This window comes from Pedobacter glucosidilyticus DSM 23534 (assembly GCF_000425145.1).
In the GTDB taxonomy this organism is placed as follows: Bacteria; Bacteroidota; Bacteroidia; order Sphingobacteriales; family Sphingobacteriaceae; genus Pseudopedobacter; species Pseudopedobacter glucosidilyticus.
The window spans coordinates 91,290-106,752 of the sequence record NZ_AULF01000016.1 but is presented as its reverse complement, the minus strand read 5'-3'; the positions used below and the strand labels follow the sequence as shown (position 1 = coordinate 106,752).

At 33.5% G+C, this 15,463-nt stretch carries 12 protein-coding genes; 3 read left to right on the top strand and 9 right to left on the bottom strand.

All coding sequences use genetic code 11. The annotated features are described in order from the left end of the window. Positions 1-551 precede the first annotated feature (551 nt). Complete coding sequence (gene mutS, locus H510_RS0107090) at positions 552-3,131, bottom strand: DNA mismatch repair protein MutS (RefSeq protein ID WP_425413796.1); 2,580 nt, start codon at positions 3,129-3,131, stop codon at positions 552-554. A gap of 228 nt (positions 3,132-3,359) precedes the next feature. On the opposite strand from mutS, the gene H510_RS0107085 reads away from it, so the two are divergent. Then, the gene (locus H510_RS0107085; RefSeq protein WP_026903690.1) at positions 3,360-4,250 is read left to right on the top strand and encodes a polysaccharide deacetylase family protein; all 891 of its coding nucleotides are present in this window, start codon (positions 3,360-3,362) and stop codon (positions 4,248-4,250) included. A gap of 198 nt (positions 4,251-4,448) precedes the next feature. Here H510_RS0107085 and H510_RS0107080 read toward each other — a convergent pair whose 3' ends face one another. The 8 genes from H510_RS0107080 to H510_RS0107045 all read right to left on the bottom strand — a co-directional run bounded on the left by H510_RS0107080 (position 4,449) and on the right by H510_RS0107045 (position 12,149). After that, entirely contained in the window at positions 4,449-5,237 is a 789-nt protein-coding gene (locus H510_RS0107080; RefSeq protein WP_051291099.1) for a DUF4249 domain-containing protein, read from the bottom strand. A gap of 4 nt (positions 5,238-5,241) precedes the next feature. Then, the gene (locus H510_RS0107075) at positions 5,242-7,563 is read right to left on the bottom strand and encodes a TonB-dependent receptor (protein ID WP_026903688.1); all 2,322 of its coding nucleotides are present in this window, start codon (positions 7,561-7,563) and stop codon (positions 5,242-5,244) included. Between the two features lie 63 nt (positions 7,564-7,626). Next, on the bottom strand, positions 7,627-8,034 hold the full coding sequence (locus H510_RS0107070; RefSeq protein ID WP_026903687.1) for a DUF2721 domain-containing protein: 408 nt from the start codon (positions 8,032-8,034) through the stop codon (positions 7,627-7,629). A gap of 3 nt (positions 8,035-8,037) precedes the next feature. Next, positions 8,038-8,493 (bottom strand): hypothetical protein, encoded by a 456-nt coding sequence (locus H510_RS0107065; RefSeq protein WP_051291098.1) that lies wholly within the window; start codon positions 8,491-8,493, stop codon positions 8,038-8,040. A 342-nt stretch (positions 8,494-8,835) separates the two neighbouring features. Then, positions 8,836-9,447, bottom strand: a complete 612-nt coding sequence (locus H510_RS0107060; RefSeq protein WP_026903685.1) for a hypothetical protein — start codon at positions 9,445-9,447, stop codon at positions 8,836-8,838. Positions 9,448-9,451: 4 nt separating this feature from the next. After that, positions 9,452-10,720 carry an adenosylmethionine--8-amino-7-oxononanoate transaminase gene (gene bioA / locus H510_RS0107055; RefSeq protein ID WP_036692204.1) on the bottom strand — a complete coding sequence of 423 codons (1,269 nt, stop codon included), beginning with the start codon at positions 10,718-10,720 and terminating at the stop codon, positions 9,452-9,454. Continuing rightward, the gene (locus H510_RS0107050; RefSeq protein WP_026903683.1) at positions 10,717-11,160 is read right to left on the bottom strand and encodes an NUDIX domain-containing protein; all 444 of its coding nucleotides are present in this window, start codon (positions 11,158-11,160) and stop codon (positions 10,717-10,719) included. The genes bioA and H510_RS0107050 overlap by 4 nt, the downstream gene beginning before the upstream one ends. 11 nt (positions 11,161-11,171) lie before the next feature. Further along, positions 11,172-12,149, bottom strand: coding sequence for a cation diffusion facilitator family transporter (locus H510_RS0107045; RefSeq protein WP_026903682.1), 978 nt, complete (start codon positions 12,147-12,149; stop codon positions 11,172-11,174). An 84-nt stretch (positions 12,150-12,233) separates the two neighbouring features. On the opposite strand from H510_RS0107045, the gene H510_RS0107040 reads away from it, so the two are divergent. Together H510_RS0107040 and H510_RS0107035 are read left to right on the top strand one after the other, a co-directional pair. Beyond that, positions 12,234-13,430 carry a pyridoxal phosphate-dependent aminotransferase gene (locus H510_RS0107040; protein ID WP_026903681.1) on the top strand — a complete coding sequence of 399 codons (1,197 nt, stop codon included), beginning with the start codon at positions 12,234-12,236 and terminating at the stop codon, positions 13,428-13,430. 457 nt (positions 13,431-13,887) lie between these two features. Next, entirely contained in the window at positions 13,888-15,432 is a 1,545-nt protein-coding gene (locus tag H510_RS0107035; RefSeq protein WP_026903680.1) for an alpha-L-fucosidase, read from the top strand. Positions 15,433-15,463 lie beyond the last annotated feature (31 nt).

The window sequence follows — 15,463 nt, the reverse complement described above, 5'->3', positions numbered from 1 at the left end:
AGGATCAAACTCTCCATTGTATAATGTGGTTTGATACTAACTTTCGTTAATATTTGTTTTCTTCCGTCTCTAGGTTACTGATTTCTCAGTGTCGCTACGTTATATGATATCTTTTTAAAGAACTTCTGCGCCGCCCTTCTCAGTTTGGCTTCTATTTCCTTCCAGATAATTGCTTATCTTTTTAGTTTTTCTCTTTTATTAACTAGCTACAATCGCTGTAACTCTTCCTCCCTTTCGGGGCTGCAAAGGTAATCATTCTAATTTTATTACCAAAATGTTTTTGAAAATATTTTCAGTTGTAAAAATCAACCCATTTAATACTTTTCAAATTTTCCTTCAACACTATTTGTTTGGGATTGCAAAGGTGAAAATATTTTTTCAATCTACAAATTGATTTTATTAAAACTTATCAACATTCTTTCTTAACATTTAACACAAAAAAATCGGTTTAAACTATAAGAGTAGCAGTTTTCAAAGTATCGCCTTCATCGCGAAAGCGGATGCAAAGGTGTGGTATTTTATTGGAGTATGCAAATAAATAAGTGAAAAAATCATGAATTTTTCAGAACACGCTGAATTTCATCAAGTTTCATTAAAGCTTCAACTGGAGTTAGGGTATTTACATCTAGATTATTTAGTACATCTCTTATTTTAATAAGTACAGGATCTTCTAAAGCAAACATTTGTAATTGCACTGCTTGTTTCTGCATTTTCATAATACTGGCTTTTATATGCTCGCCTCCTGTACGTTCGTTTTCTAATCTTTTTAAAATTTCATTAGCCCTGTTTAAAACTTTTGGGGGCATACCCGCCATTTTAGCTACATGAATACCAAAACTATGCTCGCTTCCACCTGGAACAAGCTTCCTTAAAAAAATGACTTTATTGCCTACTTCTTTGACAGTTACATTATAGTTTTTTACTCGGTTAAAAGAATTAGTTAACTCATTTAACTCGTGATAATGCGTAGCGAAAAGTGTTTTTGCTTTACAAGAAGGATGATTATGTAAATATTCTGCAATTGCCCAAGCGATAGAAATACCATCATAAGTAGATGTACCGCGACCTATTTCATCTAAAAGAATAAGGCTTCTATCGGATAAATTATTTAAAATACTGGCAGTTTCATTCATTTCTACCATAAAAGTAGACTCGCCAGAAGATAAGTTATCTGAAGCGCCAACCCTAGTGAATATTTTATCTACTATACCAATACAAGCTTCTTTAGCAGGGACAAAGCATCCCATTTGTGCCATAAGTACAATAATACCCGTTTGTCTTAATAATGCTGATTTACCGGACATGTTGGGTCCTGTTATGATAATGATTTGCTGAGTTTCATCATCTAAATAGACGTTATTGGTAATATACTCTTCTCCTAGAGGTAACTTATTTTCTATAACGGGATGTCTGCCTCCTTTAATGTCTAAAATTTTAGAGTCATTGATTACAGGGCGATTATAATAATATTTCTGGGAAATTGTAGCAAAACAAAGTAATACATCTAATTGGGCTATTAAGTGCGCATTTAACTGTATAGGTTTAATATATTCTGTGACTGTGACTAGAAGTTCATTAAAAAGTTGCGTTTCTAGAACATGTATTTTTTCTTCTGCACCCAGAATTTGATCTTCATATTCTTTTAGCTCGGGGGTAATGTATCTTTCTGCGTTTACTAGTGTTTGTTTTCTAATCCATTCTTGCGGGACTTTGTCTTTATGTGTATTGCTAACCTCCAAATAATATCCAAAAACATTATTAAAAGCTATTTTAAGTGATGAAATCCCTGTTATTTCTGCTTCTTTCTTTTGTAATTGTAATAGATAATCTTTCCCTCCATAAGATATTTTACGTAGTTTATCTAGTTCTTCATTTAAGCCATCTGCCATGACTTTACCTTTTGAAATGAGAACGGGAGGATCTTCTTGAAGTTCTCTTTCTATTTTTTCTTTGATTGAAGAACATGTATTTATTTGTTCGGCTATTCTTTTAACAGACTCTTGAGGGGTTTGCTCACAAATATTTTTAACTTCTTGAATTGCTGTTAAAGCTCTTTTAAGCTGAACAATTTCTCTTGGGTTGGCTTTTTGTAAACCTATTTTAGAAATTAGTCTTTCTAAATCGCCGATTTGACGGACAAAAGTTTGTAATTTTTCTCTAAGTTCTGGGTTATCATAAAAATATTGAACTACGTTAAGTCTTTCTTCAATTGGTTTTTTGTTTTTGAGTGGCATCACTACCCAGTTTTTTAGCATGCGAGCCCCCATAGCACATGAGGTTTGATCTAAGACATCTATTAAAGTTTGTGCATTATCATTAGATGAACCTATAAGCTCAAGGTTTCTTACTGTAAATCTATCTAACCACATATACCGGTCTTCCTCTATTCTAGAAATGTTGGTAATATGTTGAAGCTGCCTATGCTCTGTTTCGTTTAAATAATGTAAACAAACACCTGCAGCTATAATGCCAAGATTGAGCTTTTCTATACCAAAACCTTTTAGCGATTTAACTTCAAAATGCTTTAATAAAGTTTCTTGAGCATAATCTATGGTAAAAGCCCATTCATCTAGCGCATAAGTATAATATCTATCGCCAAAGAGCTCTTTAAATTCTTTTTGTTTACTCTTTGCAAAAATGATTTCATTAGGTTTATATCCTTGTAAAAGTTTATCTATATATTCTGCGTTACCTTGTGCTGTTAAAAACTCGCCTGTAGAAATATCTAAAAATGCTACACCTATTGTTTGTTTATCGAAATGAAGCGTTGCTAAAAAGTTATTAGATTTCTGCTGAACGATATTATCACTATAGGCTACGCCAGGGGTGATAAGCTCTGTTACACCTCTTTTAACAATTCCCTTTACGGATTTAGGATCTTCTAGTTGGTCGCAAATAGCTACACGCTGACCAGCCCTTACCAATTTAGGTAGATAAGTTTCTATTGAGTGATGTGGAAAACCAGCTAATTCTATGTGTGAAGCAGAGCCATTTGCTCTTTTAGTGAGTACAATACCCAGTATTTGAGCTGCTTTTACTGCATCTTCTCCGAAGGTTTCATAAAAATCTCCTACCCTAAAAAGTAATAATGCACCCGGATATTTTGCCTTTATCTGGTTGTATTGGGTCATTAAAGGAGTTTCTTTTATACTTTTTGTTGCCAATTTGCTAGCTTTTATCAATTTGCTAAGTTATAAAAGTATGTTGTGCCTTTAATATATGTTGAAAATTTGTAAAAAGTGGAAAGTATATTATAGTCTTATTATGATGGGAAGCACAAATGTTTAAAATTTAAAAATAGTATTGATTGATATTTAGTTGTAAAATGATTTACTTTCGTAAAAAAAAATCATCATATTATGAATATAAAACTAGGTCTGATTGGACTTTTAGCGACTACTTTGTTTTCAAACTGTAACTCTACAACTCCGAAGGGTTTATCTACAGATTCTTCTACCACTGAGCAAACCTCTGTAATTAATGAAACAGTTGATACAGAACCGGCAAAGAAAGAACGTAAACCCGCTGATGCAAAAACCATTTTAGCCAGAAAGCAAGTTCCTATCTTGTGTTATCACCAAATTAGAGACTGGAAAGCAACTGATTCTCAATCTGCAAGAGATTATATAACCCCCGTAGCTACTTTTAAAGAGCATATTAAAATGTTAGCTGATAGTGGCTATACCAGTATTTTACCTGAGCAACTGTACAATTATTTGGTTTATGGTGATGCTTTGCCTAAAAAACCAGTAATGATAACTTTTGATGATACTGATTTAGACCAGTTTGAAGTTGGGAAGAAAACATTGGATAAATATGGATTTAAAGGTGTTTATTTTATTATGACGGTTGCTATTGGCAAACGTGGTAAGGTGAAATATATGGATAAGGCTCAAATCAAACAATTGGCTGATGAAGGTAATACTATTGGTAGCCATACTTATGACCACCAAAATGTTAAAAAATACCAAGGTGAAGATTGGGTTACGCAAATTGAAAAACCAACTAAAACTTTGAAAGAAATAACCGGAAAAGAGATTACCTATTTTGCTTATCCTTTTGGTTTATGGAATAAAGAGGCTATTCCTGAATTGAAGAAAAGAGGTATGAAAGCGGCATTTATTTTATCAACTTCTAGAGATGAACAAGATCCTTTGTATACCATAAGAAGAATAATTGCCAGTGGCTTTTGGAGTGCTAAAACTTTACATAACAGTATGGTAAATTCTTTTTCTGAAAAGAGAAATTGAAAGTAGAAATTCAAAAGTAAAAAGTAAAAAGTAAAAAGTAAAAAGTAAAAAGTAAAAAGTAAAAAGTAAAAAGTAAAAAGTAAAAATTCAAAAGTAAAAAGTAAAAATTCAAAAGTAAAAAGTAAAAATTCAAAAGTTTGAAATAAAAAAGCAGCGTTTTATTGATAAAATGCTGCTTTTTTTATGGTTTTAATATTTTTATCTTACCCTAAAAACTCTTTTATCTGAAGTATGGGTACTAAAATAACCTAAAGCGCCATTACTTAGATTAGTGTCTGGATTTGAAGGTGCTACTGGTGGACCTCCATTGCCTCCTATCTGTGTGATTGCAAAAAAGTATCGATATATTTCTGGGGTAATATTTTGAAAGTCAATCATAATTTCATCGCCAGAAACAATTTCAGGATCATCAGTAAAAATGGTATTGTTTATATAATTACCATTATTAAACCTATCGTTATCAACATAAAAACTATTGATTTTTTTGCCGTTTATACTGATGACATAATTATAAGCATTTGTTTCTTGGGCTGGGTCTTGGTAATGTACTTTAACATATTTTCTAGTTTCTCCAAAAAAAGTTACTTCTGAAACAGACAAAGAATCTAGAGGGACTTTATTTGGCATTTTTGAACTCGCTGTATAAGTATTACCATTTACTGTTACTCTTAAATTATAAGTTTTACCATAGCTTCCCCTGAAAGTTGTAGAGCGGTAAACACCTGGTTGATCTTCTGTAAAGGTTAAAGTTGGACCACCTATTTCTGTTACTGTAACTGTTGCATTTCTTAATGGTACTGTTTGAAATGACTGATTAAAAGGCACTGTTTGCGATATATTTATGGTTTGTCGCTCTGTTCTATCCGTTATTGCGGCTTCTATAACTACAGCTGGTTCTTGCTCATTTGTCTCTATTTCAATAACTTCTTCACAAGAAGTGAATGCTAATATGCTTACAAAACCTAAGATGAATATATTGTTTCTCATGATTTTAAAATTTAAAATTCCAGGTTACAGATGGGATAATACCAAATAATGCGGTTTTAACGATTTGGGTTTGAGCTGGATTATTTGGGTTTTCTTCATAACTTAATGAGAAAACATTCTTCCTATTGTATACATTATAAATACCAAAAGACCAGCTAGATTGATATTTTTTACCCGGCTTACCTTCTAAAGTCGCGGAAAAATCCAATCGGTGATAATCAGGCGCTCTGTACGCATTTCGTTCTGAATAATAAAATACGGTTGTACCCCCTAATTGATATTTGCCTTCTGGAACTGTTATGGCGTTACCCGTGTTGTAAACAAAAGTTGAAGAAAGTGTCCAACGTTTACTTGCTTTATAAATACCTACTAAAGAAATATCATGGGTACGGTCTTGAAATGCGTTAAACCATTTTCCGTTATTGATTTGATCAAACTGTCTTTCTGTTTTTGATAAAGTATAACCAACCCAGCCGTTAAAATCTCCAAATCGCTTTTTCAGGAAAAGCTCTATACCATAAGCTCTACCATCTCCGTATAATAAATCTGCTTCTACGTTTTGATTTCCTCTTAAATCGGTACCATTCCTATACTCAATTTGGTTTTGCATCCATTTATAATAAACCTCAGCAGAGAACTCGTAAGTATTATCTTTAAAATTACTGAAATAGCCTAAAGCAACTTGGTCGGCAATTTCTGGTCGGGTGTTGTTACTACTTAAGATATAAATATCTGTTGGAGAAGTTGCTGTTGAGTTAGACATGAGATGCAAATTCTGTGTATTTCTGGTATAAGAACCTTTAACAGATTTAGTTTCGTTAAACTGATAGCTGGCAGAAAGACGAGGTTCTAGATTGAGATAGGATTGCACAACCTCTCCTGCACTAAAAAATGTAGAGCTTACTTCATTTCCATCTCTATCATATTCTTTAAAATTACCAGCACCAAGTAAAGCAAAGGAACTCAATCTTAAACCATAGGCTAGATTAAAATTATCTGATGCTTTCCAGTCATCAGAAACATAAATAGCAGTTTCTATTCCTCTTCTGTTTTCTACCGTGGCTGGGTTTACGCTTGAATTTTGAGTAGCCGTTATTCTGCCAGGCTCGATAGTGTGGTGGATAGCATTGATACCAAAACGTATATCGTGATTATTTAAAGCATACTGAAAATCTTGTTTGAGATTAAAATCTCTGATGATAGAGCTTACTTTAAAATCATTTCCCTCTAATTGATTTTCGATAACATAATCATAATTAGAATAAATAAAAGAGGTGTTAGAGAACAATCTGTTAGAGAAGATATGGCTCCAACGTAGTGTAGCTGTAGTATTTCCCCAATCAAAACCAAAAGCTTGGTTTAAACCTAATTTATCTCTACCAAAATAACCAGATAAGTAAAGGGTGTTTTTATCATTGAGTTTAAAATTGGTTTTAGCGTTTAAATCGTAAAAAAACAAGGTATTACCTCTTAGAGAGGTATCAGGTGCAAAAGCTAAAAAAGCATCGGCATAGGTTCTTCTTCCGCTAATCATGAAAGAACTTTTTTCTTTTTGGATAGGCCCTTCTACTTTTAAACGTGATGAAATTAAGCCAATTCCACCTTCTGCGGTGAAGTTATTTTTATTACCATCATTCATCCTGATGTCTAAAACAGAGGATAATCGTCCGCCGTATTGAGCTGGCATACCACCTTTATAAACGGTAACATCCTTAATGGCATCAGAATTAAAGGTGGAGAAAAAACCCAAAAGGTGCGAAGCATTGTAAACAGGCGCTTCATCCAACAGAATTAAATTTTGATCTATAGCGCCTCCACGAACATAAAATCCAGAATTTCCATCGCCAGCAGGCTTAATCCCAGGCAATAATTGCAGTGTTTTTAGGATGTCTCGCTCTCCAAATAAAACCGGAATACTTTTGATATCTTTTACATCTAATTTCTCTACCCCCATTTGTGGGTTGGTTACATTATCATTTCTTTTTACTGAGCTTACAACAATTTCTTCTAGTTGCGCTGCTGGTTCTAAACTAAAATCGAGTTTAAGATTGGCGTTTAAATCTATTTTTTTGATGATAGCTTTATAACCTACATAAGTAATAGCTAAATCATAAGTGCCTTGTGGTAAAGAAATAGAGAAATAACCATAGGCATTTGTTGTGGTACCAGCTTGTTTTACTCCGCCTAACTTTACACTAGCACCAATTAGTGTTTCGCCAGTTTGGGCATCCGTAATAACACCATTTAAGCTATATATTTTTTGTGCAGAAGCAGAAAAAGTAAGAACGAACAGAAATATGGTTAATGCAATATTTTTAAAATACATATTTAAAGGGCAAATAATTTTCATTGATAACTAAAAAAAAGGCATACAGTTTTAAGAAAAAATTTATTTCTGCTTGTGATTAATGTTTTCTAAATCCATAAGTTCTAGTTTTAGCGCATTTGCAGAGATTTGTATCTCTCTAAAAGACAAAAACAAAGAAATCATGAGTAAAAATAAACTTAAACCAAAAACATATTGAGCTAAAACCGTCAGGTTGTAATAAATAAGGAACATACATAAAACGCAAAAGAAAAAGCTTAGAATACCAAAACCTTGCATATTACGAATGAGAAAAATGCGTTTTTTAAGATTTATAAGCTGAGCTAATAGATTCTCACTTTTATTTTCTAAATAAATAGTTTTCATACTTCTTACTAAACTAGCCAAAGCTAAAAATCTATTTGTATAAGCCAATAAAAGCAATGAAATAGCAGAAAACAACAGAGCTGGTGTAGTTAAGGTAAACTCCATTTTTTAATAAACGTTTAAGATTTTAATCTCTTTGTTATTCATCACAAAGGTATCATTCATTTTTTTAGCTTGAAGATTTTTACCTAGCGGAGCTACTGGAGAAATAACAAATATTTTTGAGTTATTGATATTTAATTCTCCTAATGCTACAGCAATAAAAAAATTACCCATAGAGGTTTTAACGTAACTGCCAGATATAATTTTATCTGATTTTTTATTTATAGCAATATTTTTGAGTGTAAACAACTGCTGATTTGCATCTGCCAGTTGCTTCTCTAAACGATTAATTTCTTGTTGCAACATTTCTCTGCTGGTTTCATATTTATCGCCCATGCTGCTTTTGGTATCGTTTTTGGATGACTCTTTAACGCTTTCTATACTGTTTTTAATTTCTGTAATTTTTGAACTTAAAACAGTTAAACAGGCATTAAATACTTCTTCTTTTGTGGCTTCCATCATTTTTCTTAGAGGCTATAAAAGTGGCTAAAAATTAAATTAAAATCATCAACACTATGAAATCTTTTATTTTAATAGCTTCTTGCTTCATATTTTTGACAGCTTGCCAACAGAATAAGCCTAATAATCCAGGAATTCCGTCAAATAATATGCCTGCCGATTCTGTGCCTGGCGTAGATAGTTTAACGAGGGATAGTGTGTAGGTGGTTAGGTTGTTAGGTGGTTAGTTTGTTAGGTGCTGGTTAATCTCGAAGCTATCAGGAGTTGGTTGGCTGAATGGAAATACATAGCCTTTGAATTATCAAAGGCTATGAGTAGTATAATGAAAAAAATTCTAGAAAGCCCTTAGCTAGCTAATTCTAAATTTAGTTGTAGAATCCAATTATCAAATAATTCTTGTTCTATTTCTACGGCTTTTTTAGCGTGTATTTCCCAATCTGCCGAGAAAGTTTTCAATTGTGCCAACATTTCTTCTAGATGACCCTCTTCTTCTGCTATGATAGATTTCACATTTACTTTGCTCCCAGCTGCGCTCAACTCGTTTTGATAAATGGGGTAAATCTCGTCGGCCCTTACTTCAATAGCGTAAGTTACCAGTAAATAAGCTGCAAATTTTAAATCTTGTCCTTTTAAGTTTAAAGTATCTTTTAGGTATTTACAAACTTTAACATCCAATAAGCCTAAATAATATTTACTCGCTGCTGGAGCTAATAAATGCTGGTCGTGATAGTTGGGACAAATATCAGTAGCAATTTTATCTATTTGTTTTTTAAGATAATAAGCGTGTCTGTGTTCTTCCGCAGCATGTTTTAAGATAATTAAACTAACGTTTTTCTTATCTTCTGAGGCCGATATTTTTCTAGCCCCAGCATTTTCCATGAAAGAAAGCGTATTTAACCATTTAGCATGTGTTGTAGGGTTTGCTACTACTTTATTTAATATTTTTTGTAAAGCCATATCTCTAAAATTCTTCTAACGCTAATTCAATTTGTTGGTAAATATAATGCAGGTCATCATCACTTATGCAATAAGGAGGTAAAATATAAAGGATATTTCCTAAAGGTCTTAAAATGATACCTCTATCTAAAAAGAAATGATACAACTTATCTCTTAAGTTATTAAAATAAGAGGTTTTAGAATCATTTAACCATTCTAAAGCGATGATAGTACCTGTTTGCCTAACCTCTTTTAGTTTTGGGTGATGTTGGATTTTATCTTTAAACTTTTGATGGTTTTGCACTACCCTATTGATATTAGCTATTGTTTCTGGCTGAGTTAAAATATCAAAACTAGCACAAGCAGCGGCGCAAGCCACAGGATTTGCTGTAAAGGAATGCCCGTGAAATAAAGTTTTCAGTTTATCATCAGACAAAAAAGCATTATAAATATCTAAAGTACATGTTGTTAAACCCAGAGGCATGGTACCGCCGGTTATACCTTTAGAAAAACACATTAAATCAGCTTTATGCTGTAAATGGTCTGTTGCGAAGTATTTACCCGTACGTCCAAAACCTGTCATTACCTCATCGGCAATGGTTAAAACTTGTTCTTTTTTACAATGAGCGATAAGTTCATCCAAATGCTGGGCTTCATACATCAACATTCCTCCGGCACCTAAAACCAAAGGCTCAAAAATAAAACAAGCCAACTCAGATTTAAGACTGGAGATTATAGATTTTAGATTTTGTAAATTGTGTTTTGTGGGTAATTCAATAAACTCAACATCAAAAAGTAAAGCATCAAACGGGCGGGTAAAAGCACTTCTGCCACTTACGGCCATCGCACCAAAAGTATCGCCATGATAAGCATCGGCGAAAGCCAAAACTTTTTTACGCTTTACATCTTGGTTAAACCAAAATTGTATACACATTTTAATGGCAACTTCTACAGCCGTTGAGCCATTGTCAGAGAAAAAAACCTTAGCCTGATTAGACGGTAAAATACTGAGCAATTTAGTAGAAAGTTCTACCGCTTTTGGGTGTGTAAAACCCGCAAAAATCACATGTTCTAGCGTATTTAACTGCTTAAAAACTTCGTTTGCAATGTACGGATGACTATGGCCATGAATATTTACCCACCATGATGAAACCGCATCTATAAGTTTTTCTCCGTTTTCTTTAAACAGATGGGCACCTTCTCCCCTCACAATAGGGATTGGAGGCAAAGCATTTTTCATTTGGGTGTAAGGATGCCATATATTTTTTTGGTCTTCTGCAACTAAATCTATCATACAAAATGCTCCTTCATTAATTTGAGTACGTATTTATCAACCGGAAAGGTTAAATCTTCGGTTGATAAAGTTTTCAAATCTACCAGTCGGAAGCATTGTTTACAAGAATTTTGCTCATCAAAATCAAAAGCTGTTGATGTTAAATTTATATCAAAGTTATTTTTAGGTTTAACTAGATAATAAACAGCTATCAATTGCTCATCAGAAAATAAAGATTGCACAAAAAAATCAGTAGTATAAAAATGTGCAAGAACTTCTATTTCTAAATTGCACTCTTCTATAAATTCTCTTTTGAGGGCATCCATAAGACCTTCTCCTTTTTCTAAACCGCCACCTGGGAATTTGGTGAATTTAAAGTCGTCTAGCTGTTCATCAGTAATTAAAACCTTTTGCTCTTGATTTATTAACAAACCATAAACCCTCACATTAAACTTATTCATATCAGTATGACTTAAATTACTTCAAAATGTTTGTGGTTTTTGGTGACATTATCAATATCCCAGGCTATTTCTTTGGTTTTAGGTTCTTGTCTTACCGGGCAATTTGCTACGTTACAATAATGGCAACATTGGAAAACACAGGGATCTGTATGGATAAAAAGCTCGGTGTTGGCTACATTTTCATTAATAATTTTATCGATATCAGTAATCTCGGCATGTACCTTATTCAAATCAAAATAATAAGGTAAAGTAACATGGCAATCTATATGTATAGCATCGCCATAGCGTTGTATGCGTAGGTTATGAACATCTATCCAAGCTGTTCGTCTATTTTTAGAAAGCTGTTTGATCACATTTTCAACAACATTTACATCAGATTCATCCATTAAACCACCTACAGAAAGTCGCATTAATTTATAACCATTTGAAATGATGTACAAAGCTAAACCTATAGAAATAAGGCTATCTAACCAGTTTAAGCCTGTAAAAGCCATCACTAACAAACCTATCATCAACCCAAAGCTGCTAACAGCATCGGTTATAAGATGTTTACCATCAGCATGCAAGGTTAAAGAGTTTAAGACCTTTCCGCGGTTAACTAAATAAAAACCAAGAAGCCCGTTAACTAAACCGGTAAGCCCTATCAACAAAGAACCATCAAATAAATCTTTAATTTCTTGAGGATAAAAAGCGTTGTAAATACTTTTAAAAAAGATGATGATACCTGCTATAATGATTAAAACACCTTCTACAAAAGCAGAAAAAAACTCGACCTTACCATGTCCATAAGGGTGATTTTGGTCTTTTGGTTGTGAGGATAAGTAAATACTATAAAAAGCAAATGCACTTGCGATAACATTCACAATGCTTTCTGCGGCATCAGTTAAAATGGCATTAGACTGTGTGATAAAATAAGCGGTGAATTTTACCAGCATTAACAAAAGGCCAATGGCAAGCGATAGAAATATGAGTTGCTTTTTTGACTTCACCTTGATGATTTTTTACAAACTTAGACAATTTGCTATTGCCCTAAAGAAAAAACTATTCCTATATTTGCGCCCAAAGCTTAAATCATGACAATTTTATCAACCAGAATTCAGAATTTAACAGAGTCACAGACTATTAAAATGGCCAAATTAGGCCGCGAACTTGCTGCCAAAGGCGTTAAGGTTATTAACTTAAGTTTTGGTGAGCCAGATTTCCATACACCACAGTATATTAAAGATGCTGCAGTAGATGCGATGGAAAAAAACTTTACGTATTACTCTCCTGTTTCAGGTTATCCTGATTTAAGAAAAGCTATTTCAGACAAATTAAAAAGAGAAAATAACCTAGATTTTGCACCAGAACAAATTGTAGTTTCTACAGGTGCTAAACAAGCTTTGGCTAATGCATTATTATGCTTAATTAACCCAGGCGAAGAGGTAATTATTCCTACTCCATACTGGGTAAGCTACTCTGAAATGGTGAAATTAGCCGAAGGCGAATCGGTTTTCATTAATGCTACGGTAGAAAACAACTATAAAATTACGCCAGAACAATTAGAAGCAGCTATTACTCCAAAAACAAAATTATTCATGTTCTCTTCGCCTTGTAACCCTACGGGTAGTGTTTACAGCAAAGAAGAGTTAGCAGGTTTAGTTAAAGTTTTTGAAAAACACCCTCAGGTTTATATCCTTTCTGACGAAATTTATGAGCATATTAACTTTGTTGGTGGCCACGCTTCTATAGCAGAATTCCCTTCTGTAAAAGAAAGAGTAATTGTTGTAAACGGTTTCTCTAAAGGTTTCGCCATGACGGGCTGGAGATTGGGTTACTTAGCTGCAAGTAAAGAAATTGCTGCTGCTACAGACAAATTACAAGGTCAAACTACTTCCGGAACCTGCTCAATCACCCAGAAAGCAGGTTTAGCAGCTTTATTAGGCGGCTTAGAAACTGTACACCAAATGCGTGATGCTTTCTTAACAAGACGCGATTTAGTTTATGGTTTACTTTCTCAAATCCCGGGTGTAAAAGTAAATTTACCAGAAGGCGCTTTCTATTTCTTCCCTGATGTTTCTTCTTTCTTTGGCAAGAAAACAGCAGAAGGTGATGTGATTAGCAATGCAGACGACCTTTGTATTTACATTTTAAACGAAGCACATGTATCAACCGTAACAGGCGAGGCTTTTGGTAATCCAGATTGTATCCGTATTTCTTACGCAGCATCTGAAGAAGAACTAAAAGAAGCTTGTAGCAAAATTACAGCTGCTTTAGCAAAATTGAAGTAAATTATATTTAAGATAAGATTTTGGAAGAGGGTAATTTTATTGCCCTCTTTTTTTTTGCGCTATATGAGACGAGAAAGTTAAAAATTAATGTTTATCATCAATAGTATGGTGATTTACACTTTAAAACTGTTATACTTATTTTCCTTAATCATTATGAATTCTTGGTTTTTATAATTTTCAAATTACATAATGTTTTCTGTATCCTCTATCGAAGCCTCGACCATACTTTATAATCTTTGATATGGTTAAGCTATAAATTACTCAACCATATTCTTAAAACACATTTTTGGCAGGTTATTAATTTACGCTATAAAGTATTAAAATAAAAAATCGATTTCCGTTTTTATTAAATATTCATTTACAACACTTTACAAAATTTATTTTTTCGTAGATTTTAAAAAAAATAGCTACATTTAAAATTCCTAAAAACCAATTTTAAAAAGATAATATATAAGTTATGATGACCAGATTAAACTGTAAAATTACAGGAGTGCTAGCTTTGCTGCTCTTCTTTGTATCGTTCGCTAGCGATTTAAAAGCGCAAAAATTTGAAGCCAATCTTGAATCTTTTAAACAATATCAATATCCCGACTGGTTCAGAGATGCGAAATTTGGCATTTGGTCTCATTGGGGGCCGCAAGCTGTACCTAGACAAGGAGATTGGTACGCCCGCGATATGTATCAAAGTGATTATTATGACAGAAAAAAGAATGAATATACTGGTAAACCGCATCCTGCTTACCTTTATCATGTAAAAACCTACGGTCATCCATCAAAATTTGGTTATAAAGATTTACTTCCTCTATGGAAAGCAGAGAGATGGAACCCGAATGAATTAATGGCTCTATTTAAAAGAGTTGGAGCTAAATACTTTGTTAGTATGGCGGTGCATCATGACAATTTCTTTTTATGGGATTCTAAAATCCATAGATGGAACTCGGTAAACATAGGCCCTAAAAAAGATGTTGTTGGGTTATGGCAACAAGCAGCTAAAAGAGAAGGCTTGAAGTTTGGCGTTTCAGAACATTTAGGTGCTAGTTATAACTGGTTTCAAACGAATAAGGGTGCTGATAAAACTGGTCCTTTAGCTGGAGTTCCTTATGATGGCAACGACCCACAGTATGAAGATTTATATTATGCTAAATCTGATGAAAAGGCATGGTTAACTACAGACCCTAAAAACCATGCTCATTGGTTAAAAAACGTTAAAGAATTGATAGACCTTTACCAACCAGATTTATTATATTCTGATAGTGAATTACCTTTTGGTGAAACTGGCCATAAAATGCTAGCTCATTTTTATAATCAAGATATTGCAAAAAACAACGGCAAATTAGAAGCCGTTTACAATAGTAAGAGAAGACCATCTGAAGGACGTTGGGTGCAAGATATAGAACGTGGCGTGATGGATTCTATCAGTCCGTTTCCTTGGCAAACAGATACATCTATTGGAGATTGGTTTTACCGTACCGGACAGAAGTACCGTAGTGGAACAGAAATTTTGCAAATGTTGGTTGATATCGTAAGTAAGAACGGAAACTTATTAATTAACGTAGTACAAACACCAGAAGGAGATTTAGAACCTGATGTTTTAAACATCTTAGAAGAAATTGCCGCTTGGACACCAGTAAACGGAGAAGCAATTTATGGCTCTAGACCTTGGAAAATTTATGGAGAAGGACCATCAACCAGTTCTAATAAACCTGAGGGTAAGTTTGGTGGTGTTAGTGATGAGCGTTCTTTTGAATCTACCGATATTCGCTTCACAACAAAAGGCGAAACATTATATGCTTTCTGCATGAAAAATCCTCAAAATGAGATTAGCATTCAAGCATTAGGCAAAAGCACCAAATACAATAATAAAACCATTGCTTCTATAGAATTATTGGGAAGCAAAGAAAAGCTAAATTGGAAACAAGAAAATGATAAGTTGATTATCCAGAAACCAACAAAACTTCCAAACTGGCAGGTTACCACTTACAAAATACGGTTTAAAAACTAAGTTTAAAAAGCCCGAAATTGATGAAATTTCG

Bases quoted from the DNA above. Each gene is read 5' to 3' on its own strand.
- H510_RS0107075 (WP_026903688.1), bottom strand. From the start codon at position 7,563: ATGTATTTTAAAAATATTGCATTAACCATATTTCTGTTCGTTCTTACT.
- H510_RS0107065 (WP_051291098.1), bottom strand. From the start codon at position 8,493: ATGATGGAAGCCACAAAAGAAGAAGTATTTAATGCCTGTTTAACTGTT.
- H510_RS0107035 (WP_026903680.1), top strand. From the start codon at position 13,888: ATGATGACCAGATTAAACTGTAAAATTACAGGAGTGCTAGCTTTGCTG.
- mutS (WP_425413796.1), bottom strand. From the start codon at position 3,131: ATGACCCAATACAACCAGATAAAGGCAAAATATCCGGGTGCATTATTA.
- H510_RS0107060 (WP_026903685.1), bottom strand. From the start codon at position 9,447: ATGGCTTTACAAAAAATATTAAATAAAGTAGTAGCAAACCCTACAACA.
- H510_RS0107080 (WP_051291099.1), bottom strand. From the start codon at position 5,237: ATGAGAAACAATATATTCATCTTAGGTTTTGTAAGCATATTAGCATTC.
- bioA (WP_036692204.1), bottom strand. From the start codon at position 10,720: ATGATAGATTTAGTTGCAGAAGACCAAAAAAATATATGGCATCCTTAC.
- H510_RS0107040 (WP_026903681.1), top strand. From the start codon at position 12,234: ATGACAATTTTATCAACCAGAATTCAGAATTTAACAGAGTCACAGACT.
- H510_RS0107085 (WP_026903690.1), top strand. From the start codon at position 3,360: ATGAATATAAAACTAGGTCTGATTGGACTTTTAGCGACTACTTTGTTT.
- H510_RS0107070 (WP_026903687.1), bottom strand. From the start codon at position 8,034: ATGGAGTTTACCTTAACTACACCAGCTCTGTTGTTTTCTGCTATTTCA.
- H510_RS0107050 (WP_026903683.1), bottom strand. From the start codon at position 11,160: ATGAATAAGTTTAATGTGAGGGTTTATGGTTTGTTAATAAATCAAGAG.